This is a genomic window from Streptomyces sp. NPDC034085, from assembly GCF_055575555.1.
In genome coordinates this window covers 656,027-674,225 of the sequence record NZ_JBVISL010000003.1, presented here as the reverse complement: position 1 = coordinate 674,225, position 18,199 = coordinate 656,027, and the positions used below count along the sequence as shown (strand labels likewise).

The 18,199-nt window shown below is 76.3% G+C and carries 16 protein-coding genes; 13 read left to right on the top strand and 3 right to left on the bottom strand.

Annotation, left to right across the window (positions count from 1 at the left end; genetic code table 11):
- Positions 1–4: 4 nt before the first annotated feature.
- From ACZ501_RS13380 to ACZ501_RS13360, 5 genes are all read left to right on the top strand, one after another.
- Positions 5–1,156 (top strand): leucine-rich repeat domain-containing protein, encoded by a 1,152-nt coding sequence (locus ACZ501_RS13380; RefSeq protein WP_468795507.1) that lies wholly within the window; start codon positions 5–7, stop codon positions 1,154–1,156.
- Complete coding sequence (locus tag ACZ501_RS13375; protein ID WP_468794961.1) at positions 1,153–2,958, top strand: ankyrin repeat domain-containing protein; 1,806 nt, start codon at positions 1,153–1,155, stop codon at positions 2,956–2,958. Before ACZ501_RS13380 ends, ACZ501_RS13375 begins: the two co-directional genes overlap by 4 nt.
- A complete protein-coding gene (locus ACZ501_RS13370; RefSeq protein WP_468794958.1) occupies positions 2,955–4,157 on the top strand; it encodes an AAA family ATPase in 1,203 nt (400 codons plus the stop codon). The genes ACZ501_RS13375 and ACZ501_RS13370 overlap by 4 nt, the downstream gene beginning before the upstream one ends.
- A gap of 16 nt (positions 4,158–4,173) precedes the next feature.
- The gene (locus tag ACZ501_RS13365) at positions 4,174–5,376 is read left to right on the top strand and encodes a vWA domain-containing protein (RefSeq protein WP_468794955.1); all 1,203 of its coding nucleotides are present in this window, start codon (positions 4,174–4,176) and stop codon (positions 5,374–5,376) included.
- Positions 5,377–5,500: 124 nt separating this feature from the next.
- Positions 5,501–6,046 carry a TerD family protein gene (locus ACZ501_RS13360; protein ID WP_361610343.1) on the top strand — a complete coding sequence of 182 codons (546 nt, stop codon included), beginning with the start codon at positions 5,501–5,503 and terminating at the stop codon, positions 6,044–6,046.
- A gap of 162 nt (positions 6,047–6,208) precedes the next feature.
- Here the strand turns inward: ACZ501_RS13360 and ACZ501_RS13355 are convergent, their stop codons facing one another.
- A complete protein-coding gene (locus tag ACZ501_RS13355) occupies positions 6,209–6,841 on the bottom strand; it encodes a TetR/AcrR family transcriptional regulator (protein WP_361610345.1) in 633 nt (210 codons plus the stop codon).
- Between the two features lie 148 nt (positions 6,842–6,989).
- On the opposite strand from ACZ501_RS13355, the gene ACZ501_RS13350 reads away from it, so the two are divergent.
- The 6 genes from ACZ501_RS13350 (at position 6,990) to ACZ501_RS13325 (ending at position 13,837) form a co-directional block, all read left to right on the top strand.
- Positions 6,990–7,946, top strand: coding sequence for a phosphatase PAP2 family protein (locus tag ACZ501_RS13350; protein ID WP_468795505.1), 957 nt, complete (start codon positions 6,990–6,992; stop codon positions 7,944–7,946).
- Complete coding sequence (locus ACZ501_RS13345; protein ID WP_468794952.1) at positions 7,943–8,827, top strand: DMT family protein; 885 nt, start codon at positions 7,943–7,945, stop codon at positions 8,825–8,827. The genes ACZ501_RS13350 and ACZ501_RS13345 overlap by 4 nt, the downstream gene beginning before the upstream one ends.
- 45 nt (positions 8,828–8,872) lie before the next feature.
- Positions 8,873–9,358: a ribonuclease E activity regulator RraA gene (gene rraA / locus ACZ501_RS13340; protein WP_468794949.1), complete on the top strand. Its 486-nt coding sequence runs from the start codon at positions 8,873–8,875 to the stop codon at positions 9,356–9,358.
- 75 nt (positions 9,359–9,433) lie between these two features.
- Entirely contained in the window at positions 9,434–11,158 is a 1,725-nt protein-coding gene (locus ACZ501_RS13335) for a peptide-N4-asparagine amidase (protein ID WP_468794946.1), read from the top strand.
- 27 nt (positions 11,159–11,185) lie between these two features.
- Positions 11,186–12,847, top strand: coding sequence for a serine/threonine-protein kinase (locus ACZ501_RS13330; protein ID WP_362463312.1), 1,662 nt, complete (start codon positions 11,186–11,188; stop codon positions 12,845–12,847).
- A 72-nt stretch (positions 12,848–12,919) separates the two neighbouring features.
- Positions 12,920–13,837 (top strand): squalene/phytoene synthase family protein, encoded by a 918-nt coding sequence (locus ACZ501_RS13325; protein ID WP_468794943.1) that lies wholly within the window; start codon positions 12,920–12,922, stop codon positions 13,835–13,837.
- A gap of 21 nt (positions 13,838–13,858) precedes the next feature.
- Here ACZ501_RS13325 and ACZ501_RS13320 read toward each other — a convergent pair whose 3' ends face one another.
- Entirely contained in the window at positions 13,859–14,632 is a 774-nt protein-coding gene (locus ACZ501_RS13320) for a transglycosylase SLT domain-containing protein (RefSeq protein WP_361608375.1), read from the bottom strand.
- Positions 14,633–15,023: 391 nt separating this feature from the next.
- Positions 15,024–15,953 carry a dihydrodipicolinate synthase family protein gene (locus ACZ501_RS13315; RefSeq protein ID WP_468794940.1) on the bottom strand — a complete coding sequence of 310 codons (930 nt, stop codon included), beginning with the start codon at positions 15,951–15,953 and terminating at the stop codon, positions 15,024–15,026.
- Between the two features lie 71 nt (positions 15,954–16,024).
- Between ACZ501_RS13315 and ACZ501_RS13310 the strand changes: the two genes are divergently transcribed.
- Complete coding sequence (locus ACZ501_RS13310; RefSeq protein ID WP_468794937.1) at positions 16,025–16,951, top strand: LysR family transcriptional regulator; 927 nt, start codon at positions 16,025–16,027, stop codon at positions 16,949–16,951.
- Between the two features lie 85 nt (positions 16,952–17,036).
- A complete protein-coding gene (locus ACZ501_RS13305) occupies positions 17,037–18,122 on the top strand; it encodes an S-(hydroxymethyl)mycothiol dehydrogenase (protein ID WP_362463404.1) in 1,086 nt (361 codons plus the stop codon).
- The last annotated feature ends 77 nt before the right edge of the window (positions 18,123–18,199 follow it).

Genomic DNA, 18,199 nt, shown 5'->3' with positions numbered 1-18,199 from the left:
GGTGATGACACGGCCGACGCCCGTACGGTGCCCCGCTATCGAGCACCCGGACCTGCCGCTCGCCGACCCGGCGGCCCTCGACCCGCTGCTCGTCCGCCTCGCGCAGGACCGGCCCGTCGAGGCCGACGAGACCTTCCCGCTCGGCACCCTGCGCTCGGACGGCCGCGTCGACCTGTGCAAGCAGGGCCTCGGCCCGGCCGGAGCCGCCCGGCTGCTGCCCGTGGCCCTCGCCTCCCCGCACGCCGCGCACCTGCTCCTCGGCACCAACTCCCTCACCGACGAGGGCGCCCGCACCCTGGCGTCGGCCCTCGCGGACGCGGACGGCCGGCACCCGGTGCACACCCTCTACCTCGGCTGCAACCGGATCGGCCCCGACGGCACGCTCGCCCTCGCCGGAGCCCTCGCGGGGGACACCGCCGTCCGCGCCCTCTGGCTCAAGCGCAACCCGCTCCTGGAGGACGGCGCCCGCACGGTCGCCGCACTGCTGCGCCGCAACACCGCGCTGCGCACCCTCGACCTCGTCAACACCGGCATCGGGGCCGAAGGCGTACGCCTCCTCCTGGACGCCCTGCGCACCCGCGCCACACCGCTCGAACGGATCTTCCTCGGCGGCAACGGCCTCACCGCCGAAGCCGCCCCGCTGCTCGCCGCCCTCATCCGCGAGGCCGGCGTCCGCGAACTGTACGTACCGGCCAACCACCTCGGGGACGAGGGCGCGGCCGTCATCGCCGCCGCGGCGGCGGACGCCGGCCCCGGGCGCCCCGTCCGCCTCGGCCTCGGCGGCAACGGCATCGGCGTGGCGGGAGCGCGCGCCCTCGCCGACGCCCTCGGCGGCATCGAGGCCCTGGACCTCGGGCGGACCCTGTCCGAGCGGAGCCTCGGCTCCACCGGCAACGACACCGGCGACGAAGGCGCGTACGCCCTGGCCGCGGCCCTGCCCGGCAGCCCCCTGCGCCGCCTCGAACTGCGCCACACCGGCATCACCGGGCGCGGAGCCAAGAGCCTGCTCGCCGCGCTGCCCGAGGACGGCCCGCTGGAGCACGTCGGCCTCGGACCCGGCACGCCCCGCCGCCTCAAGCGCTCCTTCGCCGAGCGGCTGCGCCCGGCCCGGGCCTCCCACCCGGACCTGCGGGCCATCGGGAGCGTGTACCGGTGAGGGCGGCCGTCACGCCGCCCGGCGGGATCGCACCCGAGGACGCGGCCGCCTGGCAGCGGGCCCGCCGCTACGCCGTGCCCGCCCGGATGATCGAGCGGGCCACCGCCCACCGCCTCGCCGGGGACTGGCGCGCCGCCTGCGCCGCGGCCGGCGTCGAGGTGGCGGTCGACCCGCCCGCGCTCGCCCCGCGGTACGGGGCCGCCACCGCCGAGGCGGTGGAAACCGACCTGCGCCACCTCGTCCCCGACCTGCTGCGCTGGCACCTGCCCCGGGTCCTGGGCGGCCGCAGCGTGCTCGCCCCCAACCGGCGCGTCCTGCTGGCCCGCTACGGCGCCGGCCCCGAGGCGCCCACCCTGTACGTCACCACCCGGGCGATGGTGGACGGCCCCCAGCGGCTGCGGCTGCACTGCGCGCCGGTCGACCCGGCGAGGCGGCGCCACGCCCACGCCTCCTGGGTCGGCGAGGACTGGACCGCCGCCCGCTGGTTCTGGGACGCCCGGCACACCGCGGAGCTGCGCGCGTACGCCGGCCCCGCCGACCGGTTGCCCTTCTTCCGGGCCGACGGCACCCCGCTCGGCGACGACGAGCTGCCCACCGCCGACCCCGGCCCCGCCGACCCCGCCGGCCGCACGGAGTGGGCCGCCGTGCTCCAGCGGCGCGGTGACACCGCCGGGGCCTTCGCCCTCGCCGGGATCGCACTGGACCCGACGCTCCCGCCGCGCGGCTACCGCAGGCAGGATGCCCTGGAGGCGCTGGGGTCGGCCGCGATCGACCCGGTCCGGCTCGCCCACCAGGTCCGCCGCCTCGCCGCGGCGGGCGCCGGTGACCGGTTCCGCCTCTCCCCGGACTGGCGCTGCCTGCTGCTGGTGGAGGCCGCCGGCGCGGACGGCGGCCCCCGCATGCGGTTCGTCGAGTACAAGGAGGTGCGCGACCTCCCCCGGCTGCCCGACCACGCCTGGCAGCCGCTGCCCGACCCGTACCTCGTACGGACCGGCCGGATCGCCCCGCACGAGCTGCACCCCCTCGTCACCGCCGCCCTCTTCCCCGCCGCCGGCCCGGCGGCCGGGCCGCCCGGCCCCGCCGCGCCCCGGCCCGCCCGGGTGCGCTGCCTCGGCGAGTGGCACGAGGTGCGGTCGCGGGCCGGTGTGCTCGAACTCCCGCACAGCGCCGAGGAGCAGCAGCGGGAGCGTGCCATGCGGGCCTTCGGCGGCGCCGTCGCCGGCTGCTTCGCCGTGGCGGAGGCCTGGACCACCGGGAAGGGCCGGCTGCCGCGCGCCCTGCGGGCCGAACGGCGCGAGCTGTTCGAACGCGTCCAGCACGGCGACACCCCCGGCGTCCTCGCGCTGCTCGACGCGGGGCAGGACCCCCGCGTGCGCAACGGCAGGGGCCAGGGACTGCTGCACCTGCTCCCGTTCGTCCGCCACGAGGAACTGCTGCCCAGGCTGCTCGCGGCCGGACTCGGCCTGGAGGACGTGGACGACGCCCGGCGCACCCCGCTCCAGTGCGCCGTCCAGAACGGCGGGACCGCCGCCCTGGTCCGCGCGCTCCTCGCGGCCGGAGCCCGTACCGACGTGGTCGACGACATGGAGCTGTCACTGGCCCAGGTGGTCCGCCGCTACAAGCGGACCGATCTCGCCTTCCTCAAGGACCTCGTGGAGGAGCGCCACCCGGGCATCAACTCCGACTCGTACGACGAGTTCATGGACGAGCGCGAGGAGTGGGGCGACGACGACGAGGACTACGACGACGACGGCTACGCGGCCACGGACGAGCCCGGCGACCCCGGGGGAGCGCGCGCGTGAGCACCGTACGGCAGCAGGGCCCGCCGGCCGCCCTGGCCGCCGCGGACGCCCTGAACACCCGGCTCGGGATCACCCGCACCGAGCCCGGCGCCAGCCACCAGCTCGAGGCGCTCGCGCTGGCGGTGACGGCCAATCAGCCGGTACTGCTGTGGGGTGAGCCCGGCATCGGGAAGTCCGCCGGCATGCAGCGGCTGGCCGCGTCGCTGGGCGTCGCGCTGGAGACCGTCGTGGCCAGCGTCCACGAGCCCTCGGACTTCGCCGGACTGCCCGTCGTCGGCGACGACCCCGCCACCACCGGGGTACCGATGGCCCCGCCGGACTGGGCGGTGCGCCTGGCCCGCACCGGACACGGCCTGCTCTTCTTCGACGAGCTGTCCTCCGCCCCTCCCGCCGTGCAGGCCGCCCTGCTGCGCGTGGTCCTCGAACGGCGCGTCGGCAGCCTGGCGCTGCCGCCCTCCGTCCGGATCGTCGCGGCGGCCAACCCGCCCGCCAGCGCGGCGGACGGCTGGCACCTCAGCGCGCCGCTCGCCAACCGGTTCGTCCACCTGGACTGGACGCACGACCCGCGCACCGTGGCCCGCGGCATGGCCGGCACCTGGCCGGAGGCGGACCTCCCCGCGGTCGACCCCGCCCGGGCCGCCGGGGCGGCGGCACGGGCCCGGGGCGCGGTGTCCGGCTTCCTGACCGCCCGGCCCGGCCTGGTCCACCACATGCCGAACGACGCCGAGGCCCGCGGCCGGGCCTGGCCCTCCCCGCGCACCTGGGAGATGGCGCTGCGGCTGCTGGCCACCGGGTACGCGGCCGGCGCCGGCCGCGAGGCGCTGTCCGCCGCGCTCACCGGGGCCGTCGGGGACGGCGCGGGACTGGAGCTGCTGACCTACCTGGAGCACCTGGACCTGCCCGACCCGGAACGGGTGCTGGCCGACCCCGGCGCTTTCGCCCTGCCCGAACGCGGCGACCGCCAACTCGCGTTCCTGATCGCCGTGGTGGCCGCCGTCCAGGCCGGACCCACCCGTCCCCGCTGGGAGGCAGGCTGGGCGGTCCTCGCCAAGGCCGTCGACGCGGGCGTGCCCGACGTGGCCGCGCGGGCCGCCGCCGACCTCGCCGCGCTGCGCGACCCCTCCTGGCCGGTGCCCGCCGGGATCGACGCCTTCGTGGAACTGCTCCAGCTCGCCGGGGCACTGCCCGGCGCCCGCTGACGGGAGCGCCGTACCGGTGGACGACGTCCCGCTCGACAGGGCCAAGCTGCTCGCCGCCCGCTACGCGGCGGCCGAGGCCCGGCCCTACCTGGCCTCCGCCCTGTACGCGCTGACCGTCGTCGCCTCGCCGGGCCCGTGCGGGGTGCGGACGATGGGCGTCGACCGGCACTGGCGCTGCTACGTGGCGCCGGAGTTCGTCGAGCGCACCCCCGTACCGGAGCTCTCCGGCGTGTGGATCCACGAGGTGGCCCACCTGCTGCGCGACCACCACGGCCGCGCCGACCGGCTCCCGCCCGCCGACCAGCGCGATCCCGTCCGCATCAACATCGCCCAGGACTGCGAGATCAACGACGACCTCCTCGCCGACGGGCTGCGGCTGCCGACGGGCCGCATGGAGCCGGGGCTCTTCGGCCTGCCCCGGGGCGGGATGTTCGAGAGCTACCTGCCCGCCGTCCCGGCCACGCCCCCGCACGGCGTGGACTGCGGCTCGGGCGCGCACGGGACCCCGGGGCCCTGGGAGCTCGGCGGCGACGGCCCCGCCCGGATCGGTCCGGTGGAGGCGGAGGCCCTGCGCCGCCAGACCGCCCAGGCCGTGCGGGCCCACCGGCGCACCCGCGGCCGGGGGAGCGTGCCCGGCGGGTGGGAGCGCTGGGCGGAGCAGGTCCTGGAGCCGGCCGTCGACTGGCGCCGCGCCCTGTCCGGGGCGGTCCGGGAGGCCGCCGCCTGGGCCGGCGGCGCGGTGGACTACACGTACCGGCGGCCCTCGCGCCGTACGCCCGCGCTGGGCGGCCGGGTGGTGCTGCCGAGCCTGCGGCGGCCCCTGCCCCGGGTCGCGATCGTCATCGACACCTCGGGGTCCATGGGCGACGCGGAGCTCGCCGCGGCCCTCGCGGAGGTCACCGGGGTGCTGCGCGAGGTGGGCGTGGGGGGCAACCGGGTCGCCGTGCTCGCCTGCGATGCCGACGTGCACGCCGTGACCCGGGTGTCGAGCGCCCGGGAGGTGACCCTGGCCGGGGGAGGCGGCACCGACCTGCGCGTGGGCATCGCGGCCGCCCTGGCCCAGCCCGACCGGCCGTCCGTCGTCATCGTGCTGACCGACGGCTTCACCCCGTGGCCGGCCCGGTCGCCGTCCTGCCGGCTGATCGCCGCGCTGATCGGGGCGGACGCGCCGCAGCCGCCGGCCTGGGTGGAGACCGTACGCGTCGACGCCGCCGGCTGAGCGACCACCGGGCGGCGTCGGGAACTGGCCGGTTGTGCACGGTCGTTCCCACGGTGATCACGGGCACGTGGCAGCATGGCGCCCGGACGACACGGCCGAAACGGCCAAGCGGAGGGGGAGTTCGGTGAGCGGAGTACGCAAGGGCCTGGCCAAGGTGGAGATCGCGCTGCGCTGGGACCCCAGCCCCGCGGGCACACCCGCGAACGACCTGGACATCGTCGCCGGCGTGTACGCGGCCGCCGACCCGTACGGAGAGCCCGTCTACCTCGTCCACTTCGGCAGCCGCGCCCCCGACGGCACCATCACCCTGGCCCGGGACAGCCGCACCGGGCAGGGCTTCGGCTTCGACGAGGTGATGACCCTCGAACTGGACCGGCTGGCGGCCGAACTGGGCCGGGTGGTGGTCGGCGTGGTGATCCAGGACGCGGGGCCCGCCGGGGCGCCCGGCCGCAAGACCTTCGCCGCCGTCGGCGGTACGGGGCTGCGCATCCGCGAGGGGTACACCGACCTCGCCACCGGCGACTTCGCGGAGCTCGCCGGGGCCACGGCGGCCACCGTCGCCGAGTTCGTCCGGGACGCCTCGGGCTGCTGGACGCTGGACGCGCGCACGCGCGGCTTCGACGCCGACCCGCAGGAGTACGCCCGGGTGATGGGCGCCGCACGCGGCTGAGGCCCGCCCGGAGGAAGGTCCGTACGGACGGGGCGGCGGTCACCCTGCTCGGGAGTGGCCGCCGCCCCGTCCGGGTGGCGCGCTGCCGCCGTCCCCACGAGGCAGCGCGGGCAGCGGGCCGCCGTCCGGTCATCGTGAACGGCGGCCCACCGGTTCAGGGGGTCAGGGGTGCTCGTCCGCGGTCCGGGGCCCGATGCCCAGCGCGGGCAGCAGCACCGCGTCCACGAACCTGACCAGGTAGTCGGCGTCCGCGTACCGCCCCTCCAGCACCGGGCGGATCCGCAGCACGCCCATCAGCTGCGCCGGCAGGAACTCCACGGCCGGATGGCCCGCGGCGATCTCGCCGCGCGCCACGGCCCGCTCCACGATCGCGGCGAAGGCCGCCAGCTCCGGCTCCACCAGGGCCTCCCTCAGGGCGCCCTGGAGCTCCTCGTCGCCGAGCACGGCGACCCCCAGCGCCTGGGTGAGGCGCGTGTCGCGCCCCGAGGTGCCGGCCGCGATCCGGGCGGCCTCGCGCAGGTCTCCGGCGAGGGTCCCGGTGTCCACGCCCGCCAGGGTCCGCTCGCCGCGGCCGGCGCGGCTGGCGCGCAGGGCGGCCGCGACGAGCTGGGGCTTGGTCTTCCACTGCCGGTAGAGCGTGGACTTCCCGCAGCAGGCCTTGGCGGCCACGCCCTCCATCGTCAGGGCCTCGTACCCGTGCTCGCGCAGCTGGTCCAGCACGACGTCGTAGAACTCCTGCTCGCGCTCCGGGCTGATCTTGGAGCGGCGCGCGGTGGTCTGCGGCGTCGACGTCATGGGGTGCGGTTCTCCTCACGGGCTCCGGGGTGGCTCCGTGCTCCGAGTGTAAGGCCATCCGAGCTTATCGGGACACCAGCGTATCGATACGCGAACGTACCGATACACTGGCGTGTCGATAGGAACCCGAATGAAGCGAGACCGGGGGATGACCTCCCACACCACTCCCGACCGGCAAGCCGCCGGAAAGAGCGGCGCGCGCCGCCGGCTCATACGCGAACTGCTGCTCGTCGCGGGACTCTTCGCCGTCTACAAGGCCGGCCGGACGCTCTCCACCGGCCGCACCGACGAGGCCTTCCGCAACGCGGCCCGGGTGTGGGACGCCGAGCGCGCCCTGCACCTGCCCGGCGAAGGCGCCGTCCAGCGGCTGCTGCTCCACTCGGACGCCCTCGTGCACACCGCGAACACCTACTACGCGGCCGTGCACTTCCCGGCGACCGCCCTGTTCCTCGTGTGGCTGTACCTGCGCCGGCCACGGCACTACCTGTGGGTCCGCCGGGTGCTCGCCGTCCTCACCGGAGCCGCCCTCGCCCTGCACCTCTCCTTCCCGCTGGCGCCGCCGCGGATGCTCGCCGACGCACACCTGGTGGACACCGGACAGGTGTACGGGCCGACCGTCTACCGGGCCGCCCCGGCCGCCGACACCATGGCCAACCAGTTCGCCGCGATGCCCTCGCTGCACTTCGGCTGGGCGCTGATGCTGGCCCTCGGGATGATCGCCGCGACCCGCTCCCGCCGGCGCGCCCTGTGGCTGCTGCACCCGCTGGTGACCCTGCTCGTGATCGTGGGCACCGCCAACCACTACTGGGCGGACGCGCTCGTGGCCGCCCTGCTGCTCGGCGCGGCCCTCCTGGTGGTCCCGCGCCCGGCCCGCGCCGGAGTTCCGCCGGTACGGAGCCTGCCGCGCCCGCGCCCGGTGCCGCGGCCCGGCTCGGGCGTGGCGGAGCCCGGTCCCGGCCTGGCGGAGCCCGGTTCGGCGCAGCCCGGCTCCGGTGCCGCCTGGCCCGTCGGCGCCGCGGCGTCCGGCCACGGCGGGGCCGGGCGGACTCCCGGCCCCGCCGTCCCCGGCCCCGCCGTCGCCGTCTCCGCGGGGGCCCGGCCGTGAACGCCACCGTCCTCGCCGTCGCCCTCTGCCTGGCCTCCGCCGTCACCTACGCCGCCGCCGCCGTCGCCCAGGAGCGCCTCGCCCGCCGGGCCGTCGCCCGCACCGCCCGGGCCCTGCTCGGCAACAGCGCCTGGTGGTGGTCGGCCGGACTGAACGCCGCCGCCGCACTGCTGCACGCCGCCGCGCTGCGCTACGGCCCGCTGACCCTCGTCCAGCCGCTGGGTGCCCTCACCCTGGTCGCCGCCGTCCCGCTGGGCGCGCGCGGCGCCGGGCGGCGGGTCGCCGCCACCGAGTGGCGGGGCACCCTGGCCACCGTCGCCGGGCTCGGCCTGCTGCTGCTCCCCGCCTCAGGGCCGGCCCCCGACGACACCCTCTCCCTGGCCGAGGCGCTCGCCGTGTCCGGCGCCACCGTCGCCGCGATCGTCCTGCTCACCGCCCGCCGCGACCCCGGCCCGGGGCTGCGCCACGCCACCGCCTCCGGGCTGGCCTCCGCCGTCGCCTCCGCCCTGACCCAGACCGTGGCCGTGGCGGGCGGCCGGGGCGGCGCCCTGCTCAGCGGCCGGGTGGTCACCGTGGCCCTGCTCGTGGTGGTCTTCGCCGTCGGCGGGATGCTGCTCTCGCAGCGCGCCTACCGGGGCGGGCTCGGCGCCCCGCTCGCCGTGGTCAACCTGGCCAACCCGCTCGCCGCGGCCGCCATCGGCATGGTCCTGCTCGGCGAACGCCTCCAGCACGGCGCGCTCGGGATCCTGCTCGCCGCCACCGGAGCCCTCGCGGCCACGCGCGGAGTGCTGCTGCTCACCCGCACCGCCCCCGCGGCCCAGGCCGCCGCCCCGCTCCCCGACAGCCGCCCGGTACAGGCCGCCGGCCACGCCACGGCCTAAGCTGGGCGGCGCGCGACGCACGACACGCGAGGAGTCCGGAACCCCATGAGCGTCACCCCCGCCCCCACCGCCGACCTGTACGACGAGCACGGCGAGGCCCTCGGCATCTGCGCCACCCCGTTCCGCGGGATCGGCGGCCGGCGGATGTACGCCGGGCCCGTGCGCACCGTGCGCTGCCATGAGGACAACGCCCTGCTGCGCGAGCTCCTGCACACCCCCGGCGGGGGCGCCGTCCTCGTCGTGGACGGCGGCGCCTCGCTGCGTACCGCGCTGGTCGGCGACCTCATCGCCGGCGCGGCCCAGGGCTCCGGCTGGGCCGGGCTCGTCGTCAACGGCGCGGTCCGCGACAGCGTCGCCCTCGGCGGCCTGGACCTCGGCGTCCAGGCGCTCGGCACGTGCCCCCGCAAGAGCGGGAAGACCGGTGAGGGCGCGGTCGACGAGCCCGTCACCATCGGCGGGGTCACCTTCCGCCCGGGCGACACCGTGTACGTGGACGACGACGGGGTCGTGGTGCTGCCCGCCGGGCGCTGACACCGTCGGTTTCCCGCCACCCGGCGTCCACGGGCCCTGGCGGCGGCGGGCCGCGAGGCGTTTCACTGCGGGCCCATGAGACGACACAGGATCATGGGCCTGCTCGGCGCGCTCACCCTCGCCGCCGGGGCCCTGGCCGGACCCGCGGCCGCCGCGGCCGGACCGGCGAGCGCCGCTGCCGGACCCGCGGCCGCGGCCGCCGCGGCCGGACCGGCGAGCGCCGCTGCCGGACCCGCGGCCGCGGCCGCCGCTGCCGGACCGGCGAGCGCCGGACCCGTCCCGCCCGCGGAGTTCGGCACCGACTGGCACGACCCCCTCACCGCCGCCCCGCCCGTCGAACGTCCCGCCACCCGGTCCTGCCGGGTCACCCTGGCCGAGGCCCGGTTCAGCGACTTCACCCCCTACCGGGGCAGCTACACCCCGCCTACCGGCTGCGGCCGCTCCGACTGGGCCAAAGCCGTCCTGCGCCTCGACGGCAAGGTCAAGGGCCGCCAGTACGACCGCCTCGGCAACCTCACCCTCGGCGGCGTCGAGATCCTGCGCACCTCCACCCCCGAGCCCTCGCCCGACGGCATCGCCTGGTCCGTCGAGAAGGACGTCACCCGCTACCGCGACGTCCTCAGCCGCCCGCAGCCCGTCGAGATGCTCATCGGCAATGTCGTCAACGACACCTACACCGGCGTCATCGACGTCAAGGTGACCCTCACCCTCTACGCCGCCGACCGGCACCACCCCGCCCCCGACACCCCGGACCGCGTCCTGCCCCTGACCACCCCCGCCGTCACCACCCCCCGCAACACCGAACGGCTCCTCGCCGAGGTGTACGCCACCGGCTCCGGCGGCGGCTGCGAGGAGTACTGGTACATGACCGTCCCGGACGCGGCGCCCTACTCGTGCAAGGCCGCCGACGGCCCCCACCGCGAGGTGCGGATCTCCGTCGACGGACGACTCGCCGGCCTCGCCGCGCCCTTCCCGACCGTGTGGACCGGCGGCTGGTCCAACCCCTTCCTCTGGTACGTCACACCCGGCCCCCGCGCCTTCGACGTCCAGCCGATCGTCTACGACCTCACCCCCTACGCGGCCCTCTTCAACGACGGCCGCCCGCACCGCGTCGAGGTGTCCGTCGCGGGCGTGCCGGCCGGCCAGGCCGGCTGGAACACCCCGGCCAGCCTGCTGCTCTGGCAGGACCACGGCCGCCAGGTCGTCACCGGCGCCCTGACCCGCCACGAGGAGGGCGCCCCCACCGGCTCCTCCCGGTGGACCCCCGCCGCCCCCGGCGGCGAACACCGCCTCGACACCGACGGCGCCCACCGCCTGACCGCCACCGGACACCTCGACACCTCCCGCGGCCGGGTCACCACCACCGTCACCCGGGCCGTCTCCCACACCTCCGCCCACCGCTGGACCGACGGCGAGGCCCGGGACGCCCTCGACGCCTCCTGGACCGACGAGGAGAGCGTCACCCGCGGCGACACCACCACCCGCACGGCCCGCACGTACACGATGGACGGCGAGACCACCCTCGGCGCCGGCGACCGGCTGCGCACCGTCCTGTCCCTCGGCGACCGGGCCGACACCCTCACCCTGCGCGGCGGCCGCCCGGCCGGCCGCTCCCACCTCGACGACCGGTACACCGGCGACGCCTCGTACACCGCCAACGTCCCGCGCGAGCAGCGCCACGCCGTCGGCACCAGCACCGAGCGCTACCGGCTGTACGGGACGGACACCGGCGGCGGCTGTTACGACCGTACGGTGTCCACCGCGCAGGGCACCGTGACGGAGGACCGCCTCCGCTGCTGACGGTGGCGGGGCCTACGATGACCGCCCATGGAGATGAGTGAGGCCGGCAGACGGCTGATCGACGGCCGTTTCGAACTGATCGGCCCCCTGGGCGCCGGAGGCATGGGGACGGTGTGGCGCGCCCGTGACATCGCGCTGCACCGCGAGGTCGCCCTGAAGGAGGTGCGCCCGCCGGACCCCGCCACCGCCGCGGCCCTGCCGGAGCTCGCCGTCCAGCTACGCGAGCGCGCCATCCGCGAGGCGCGGGCCCTGGCCCGCCTCGCCCACCCCAACGTGGTGACGATCCACCACATCGTCGAGCCCGCGCCGGGTACCGACGGGCACCCGTGGATCGTGATGGAGCTGCTCAAGGGCGGCTCGCTGCACGACCGGCTGGCCGCCGGGCCGATGCCGCTCCCGGAGGTGCTGCGGCTCGGGCTCGACGTCCTGTCGGCGCTGCGGGCCGCCCACGAGGAGGGCATCCTCCACCGGGATGTGAAACCGGCCAACGTCCTGCTGCGGCCCGACGGGTCGGCCGTGCTGACCGACTTCGGCATCGCCGCCCTGCACGGGGCGACCGCCCTCACCTCCACCGGGGTGCTGATCGGATCGCCCGAGTACATCGCGCCCGAGCGGTGCCGGGGCGAGGAGGGCCTGACGGCCTCCGACCTGTGGTCGCTCGGCATGCTGCTGTACGTGGCCGCCGAGGGGACGCACCCGCTGCGCCGGGCCACCAGCCTGGCCACCGTGGTCGCCGTGCTGGACGAGCCGATCCCGGCGCCGGTGCGCTCCGGCCCGCTGGGGCCCGTACTGGAACGGCTGCTCGTACGGGATCCCGCCGCGCGGCCCGACGGCGCGGAGCTGGAAGCGCTGCTCCGGGGCGCGAGCGCCGCTCTTGGTACGCCGGGTGCAGCGGGGGCCGCCGCCGCGCCGGCCGCGGGCGCCGGGCTGTACGGTCCGCCGCCCACGGTGTCCGACGCCCGGCCGTTCACCCCCGGGGGCGGGTCCCCGTACGCGGCCACCGCGCCCGTACCCCCGGCCTCCGCCCGGCCGCGCACCCGCACCGCGCTCATCGGGGCCCTCCTCGCGCTGGCCCTCACCGGCGGTGTGGTCGGCCTCGTCCAGGCGCTGCCCGACGGCAGGTCCTCCGGCTCCGACGCGAAGGGCGCCGCCCCGGCCACCCCCGCCGCCGCCACCCCCGCGGGGATCACCCCCTCCACCCCGAGGGCCGCCACGCCCAAGCCGCAGGGCAGCGCCGCCGCGGCCAAGGGCAGCCTGCTCGCCCCCGACAAGGTCCGCACCGTCGTCGAGGCGTTCAAGCAGAAGACCGGCACCACCGCCTTCGTGGAGATGACGGTCTACGAGGGGTACGTCCTGGCCTCCATCCCCACCGCCCCCGGCGCCGACACCTTCGACCGGTACGAGTACCGCGACGGCCAGGTGACGAACGACGGCCCCGGCGGCACCGTCAAGAAGGACGAGCCGCTCATCGACATGGCGACCGTGAAGTGGGACGCCCTCCCCGGCCTCCTCGAACGGGCCCAGCAGGAACTCGGCGTCGACAAGCCGACCTCCCGCTACGTCATCGTCGAGCCCTGGCTGTTCGACGCGACCGCCTCCATGCGGCCCTACCTCACCGACGAGTACGGGCGCGGCGGCTACGTGTACGCCGACACCCAGGGCAACGTGAAGAAGGTCTACCGCTCCTGACATCGTGTATCCGCACACCCGTACGCGCGTCCCGCGCGTACGGCGGACACGGTTCGAGGAGCACGCCCCACCATGCCCAGCTGGCGCACCACCCTCACCCGGGCCGGGATCACCGACCCCCGGCTGCGGGCCGACTTCACCCACGCCGCCCGCCGGGTCCTGCGCCGCGAACCGGCCCCCTACCTCACCCTGCGCCTGCTGGCCGAACCGCCCCTGGTGCCCTGGCTGGCGGCCGGCCTGGCCTTCATGAACCTGGTCGACGACGTGGCCGAGAGCGGCACCCCCGGCGCCCGGGCCGCCGGACTCGCCGCGCTGGCCCGGCGCACCGAGTCGGCCCTGGAGACCGGCGACAGCCCCGACCCGCTGCTGCGCGCCTACGCCCATGCCGTCCGCACCCGGGGCCTGCCCGGGCAGTGGGTCACCCGCTTCCTCGACGGGGCCGCCACCGCCGAGGCCGCCTTCGACGGGTTCGCCGACGAGGAGGACTTCCAGGCCTACCTCGACGCCTACGCCTGGCCCGGGGTCCTCGTCTTCACCGGCCTCCAGTACCGGGGCGGGCCCGACGCCGGGCAGGCCGCCGGCTGGCGCCGCTTCGTGGACGCCGCCCAGCGGGTCGACTTCCTCGCCGACCTGGCCGGCGACCTCGCTGACGGGCGGCTGTGCATCCCGCGCTCCCGCCTCGCCGAACACTCCGTCACCCGCGCCGACCTCGAACAGGCTCGGGACACCCCCGCCGTCCGCCGCCTCCTGGCCGCGGAGTGCGGGCGCGCCCGTGCCCGCCTGGCCGCCGTCGACGGCATCCTCGACCTCACCGAACCGGGACTGCGGCCGGTGGTCGGGGCCATGACGGAGCTGATGGGACACCAGCTGGCCGCCGTGGAGCGGGCCGGCGCGGGCGCCCTGCGCAAGGACACCGGGTACGGACTGGCGGCACCCGTCGCCACCCTGGCCCGCGCCCTGCGCCGGCGGGGGACCCGCCGGCCGGTGTGACGGTGGGCCGCCGCCGGGCCGTCAGTACGGGCCGTTGACGTTGTCGATCGAGCCGTAGCGGGCGGCGGCGTAGTTGCAGGCGGCCGTGATGTTCGCGACCGGGTCGTAGGAGTCCAGGGACGTGCCGGGCACGTGGTAGGCGCGGAAGGTCGGGTCGATGACCTGGAGCAGGCCCTTGGAGGGGATGCCGGCCGCGGCGTTGGAGTCCCAGTTGTTGATGGCGAGGGGGTTGCCCGAGGACTCGCGCATCACGTTGCGGTGGATTCCGTTGTAGCTGCCGGGAATTCCGTGCCTGGCCATGACGTCCAGCGACTGCCGGATCCAGCCGTCGAGATTGTTCGCGTAGGTGGTGGCCGGCTTGGCGGCGGGCTTCGCCGCGGCCGCTCTGGCCGCCGCGCCGATGCTCAGTCTGAGGCCGGGGCGGATCACGGAGGGGTTCGCGCCGATGGCGTTGCGGTTGGCCGCGTAGAGCGCCTGCCAGCCGCCGTTCACGGAATGCTCGGCCGCGATCTTCGTCAGGGTGTCGCCGTTGACCACGGAATAGGTCAGGGGGGCCGCCGCCTTTTCCGTGGAGGCCTTTTTCACCGAGGCTTTCTCCGCGGCCGGCTTCTGCGGCGCGGCCTTCTCCACCGTCGCCTTGACGAGCGGCGCCGCAGCCGGCTGCGTGCCGGCCGCACCGGCCGTGGTGGCGCTGATCAGAGGCAGGGCGAGGGCCGCCCCGCCCGTGCCGGCGACGGCCAGCTTGCGGGCGATCCGGTTCTGCTTCGGCCGACGGTGCTTTCCCTGTCCGGGCATGGCGCTGTTCCTCACGTGGGGGTACGGGAGAGCCCCGGCGGCGGCCGGATTCGGCAGTCGGCCGCCGGGAATGAGGGTGACCGTAGGCGAGTGCGCGGGGCGGGAACAAGACGCGAATTCCACCCGGAGATCGACTTCCCGTCCGTTGTCCGGTAAATGACCATGACGTACGGATCACGAAAAGGCCGATTCCCTTTCCGGGGAAAGGGAATCGGCTGTTCCGGGTGAATTGATGTTGACCGCTCCCGCGTGACTCACATCACGGGCCTCAGGGGTTTGAGGCCGCCGAGGCCAATACGGTCAATTCGCGGCGCGATGCTGCCTATTCGGGCGACCCGCTCGAGGCAGGCGAATCGCTCGCAACCGGACATTTGCGCTCCCCTGTGACCCCTCAGAGGGAGGCCAGCTCCGCCAGGGCGGCGTCCACGGCCCGCCGGGAGGCGGGCAGCAGCGGCAGGCGCACGTCCGGGGTGGGGATCCGGCCCTGCGCGTACAGGACGCCCTTGACCACCGCCGGATTCGGCTCCCCGAATGCCGCCGCCGAAACCCGCGCCAACGCATGCCCCAACACCCGAGCCCGCCCGGCGTCACCGGCCCGCCAGGCCGCCTCCAGCTCCACGAACCGCTGCGTCGCCAGATGGGCCGAGGCCAGGACCGCGCCCTTCGCGCCGAGCGCCAGCATCGGCGACGCGTACACGTCGTCCCCGGCCAGGACCGAGAACCCGTCCGGCAGCCGGCCCAGCAGCGCCACCGTCTCCGCGTCGATCCCGCCCGCCGCGTACTTCACCCCGGCCACCCGCGGGAGCGAGCCCAGCGCGCGCAGCGCGGCCGCGTCCAGCGGCTGCCCCGTCCGGTAGGGGATGTGATACACGATCAGCGGCAGCGGGCTCACCTCCGCCAGCCGCGTGAAGTGCGCCAGCACGCCCGCCGCCGACGGCCGGACGAAGGACGGCACGGTCACCAGCGCCGCCCGGGCCTGCGGCCACCGTGCCAGCCGTGCCAGTGCCGCCTCGCTCGCCCGGGTCCCGCTCGCCCCCGCCCCCACCGTGAGCGGCACGCCCCGCTCCCCGCAGACCCGGGCGCAGACCTCGGTGACGAGGTCGCACTCCTCCTCGTCGAGGGTGGCCGTCTCGCCCGTGGTGCCGAGGGCCACGATCCCGGCGGCACCGGCGTCGAGCACCTCGTGGGCGAGGGCCTCCAGCGCCCCGGCGGCGATCTCCCCGCCGGCCGTGAAGGGGGTCACGAGCGGGACGTGGATCCCGCCGAAGTCACCGGGGGCTCCATGGACGGATTGCCCGCCCTGTGTCGTTTCCTGTCGCATGCAGAAGAGCTTCGTCCGGAGCGAGCGCCGAATCCAGTTCGCGTTCCTTACCCCATCCGTAAGCTGAGCCGATGCTCGACGTCCGCCGCCTGCGCCTCCTGCGCGAGCTCGCCCGCCGCGGCACCATCGCCGCCGTGGCCGAAGCCCTCGCCTTCAGCCCGTCCGCCGTCTCCCAGCAGCTCGCCGTCCTCGAACGCGAGGCCGGCCTGCCCCTGCTGGAACGCACCGGCCGCCGAGTCCGCCTCACCCCGGCCGCCCAGAACCTCGTCCGGCATGCCGAAGCAGTCCTGGAACGGCTCGAACAGGCCGACGCCGACCTCGCGGAGGCCCGCAGCGGCCTCGCCGGGGTCCTGCGGGTCGGCTCCTTCCCCACCGCCACCCGGGCCATCGTCCCTGCCGCCCTCCTCCACCTGGCCCGGCGCCACCCGGGGCTGGAGCCCATGGTCCGCGAGACCGACCCGGCGGCGGTCGCGCACGCGCTGCGCGCCGGGGACCTGGACGTGGCCCTGGTCCACGAGTACGACTTCGTCCCCGCGCCGCCCGAGCCGGGCCTCGCCACCCGGCCGTTGTACGGGGAGGCGATGTACCTGGCCGCCCCCGCCGGCCCGCCCCCGGCCTCCGGCCCCGACCAGGGCGCCGTTCTGCGGACCCAGCAGGACGGGCCCTGGATCACCGCCACCCCCGGCACCCTCTGCCACGCCATGACCGTGCGGGCGTGCCAGGCGGCCGGGTTCACCCCGCGGATCCGGCACCAGGTGGACGAGTTCGACACCGTCCTCGCGCTGGTCGCGGCCGGGCAGGGAGTGGCGGTCGTCCCGCAGCTGGGCGTACCGGGGCCTCCGCCCCCCGACATCGCCCTCACCCGCCTGCACATGGAACGCCGCACCAAGGTCGCGTTCCGCAGCGGTGCTGGTGCGCATCCCGCCGTCGCGGCCTTCGTCGCGGCGCTGCGCGCCGCCGTGCCGCCGGATCTGGCCGGAACCGGCGGCGGAGGGTGACGCGACGGTCCGCACAACTCCCTTGGCGGGCCGCGCCCGTGTACGTTCGATGATCCAGACCGATCCGAACAGAACGGGGTACGACGTGACACATCGCGTACGAGGGGTCATCGCGCGGAGCAAGGGCGCACCGGTGGAGACGACCACGATCCTCGTGCCCGACCCGGGGCCCGGAGAAGCCCTCGTCAAGGTCCAGGCCTGCGGGGTCTGCCACACCGACCTGCACTACCGCGAGGGCGGCATCAACGACGAGTTCCCCTTCCTCCTCGGCCACGAGGCCGCCGGAATCGTCGAGTCCGTCGGCCCCGGCGTCACCTCCGTCGCCCCCGGCGACTTCGTGGTCCTCAACTGGCGCGCGGTCTGCGGCACCTGCCGGGCCTGCAAGCGCGGGCGGCCCTGGTACTGCTTCGCCACGCACAATGCCACCCAGCCCATGACGCTGGAGGACGGCACCCCGCTCTCCCCGGCCCTCGGCATCGGGGCCTTCGCCGAGAAGACCCTGGTCGCCGCCGGACAGTGCACCAAGGTCGACCCGGCCGCCTCCCCGGCCGCCGCCGGACTGCTCGGCTGCGGCGTGATGGCCGGCCTCGGCGCCGCCCTGAACACCGGCAACGTCGGGCGCGGCGACTCGGTGGCCGTCATCGGCTGCGGGGGAGTGGGCAACGCGGCGGTCGCCGGGGCCCGGCTGGCGGGGGCGTCGCGGATCATCGCCGTGGACCTGGACGACCGGAAGCTGGAGTGGGCGCGCGGGCTGGGCGCCACCCACACCGTCAACGGGCGTACCGAGGACGTGGTCAAGGCCGTCCAGGAGCTGACCGGCGGGAACGGCGCGGACGTGGTCATCGAGGCCGTCGGCCGCCCCGAGACCTACCGGCAGGCCTTCTACGCCCGCGACCTGGCCGGCACCGTGGTGCTGGTCGGCGTCCCGACGCCCGAGATGAAGCTGGAGCTCCCGCTCCTGGACGTCTTCGGGCGCGGTGGCGCGCTCAAGTCGTCCTGGTACGGGGACTGCCTGCCCGAGCGGGACTTCCCGCTCCTGATCGACCTCTACCTCCAGGGCCGGCTCGACCTCGACGCCTTCGTCTCGGAGACGATCCCCCTCGACGGGGTCGAGGACGCCTTCGCCCGCATGGAACGCGGCGAAGTGCTCCGCTCGGTCGTCGAGTTCTGAGCCCCGGCCCGGGCCCGTCCCAGCGGCCGGCCCGGGCCGTCGGCGGCACCGCATAGACTCGGCCGGGACGCCAGCCC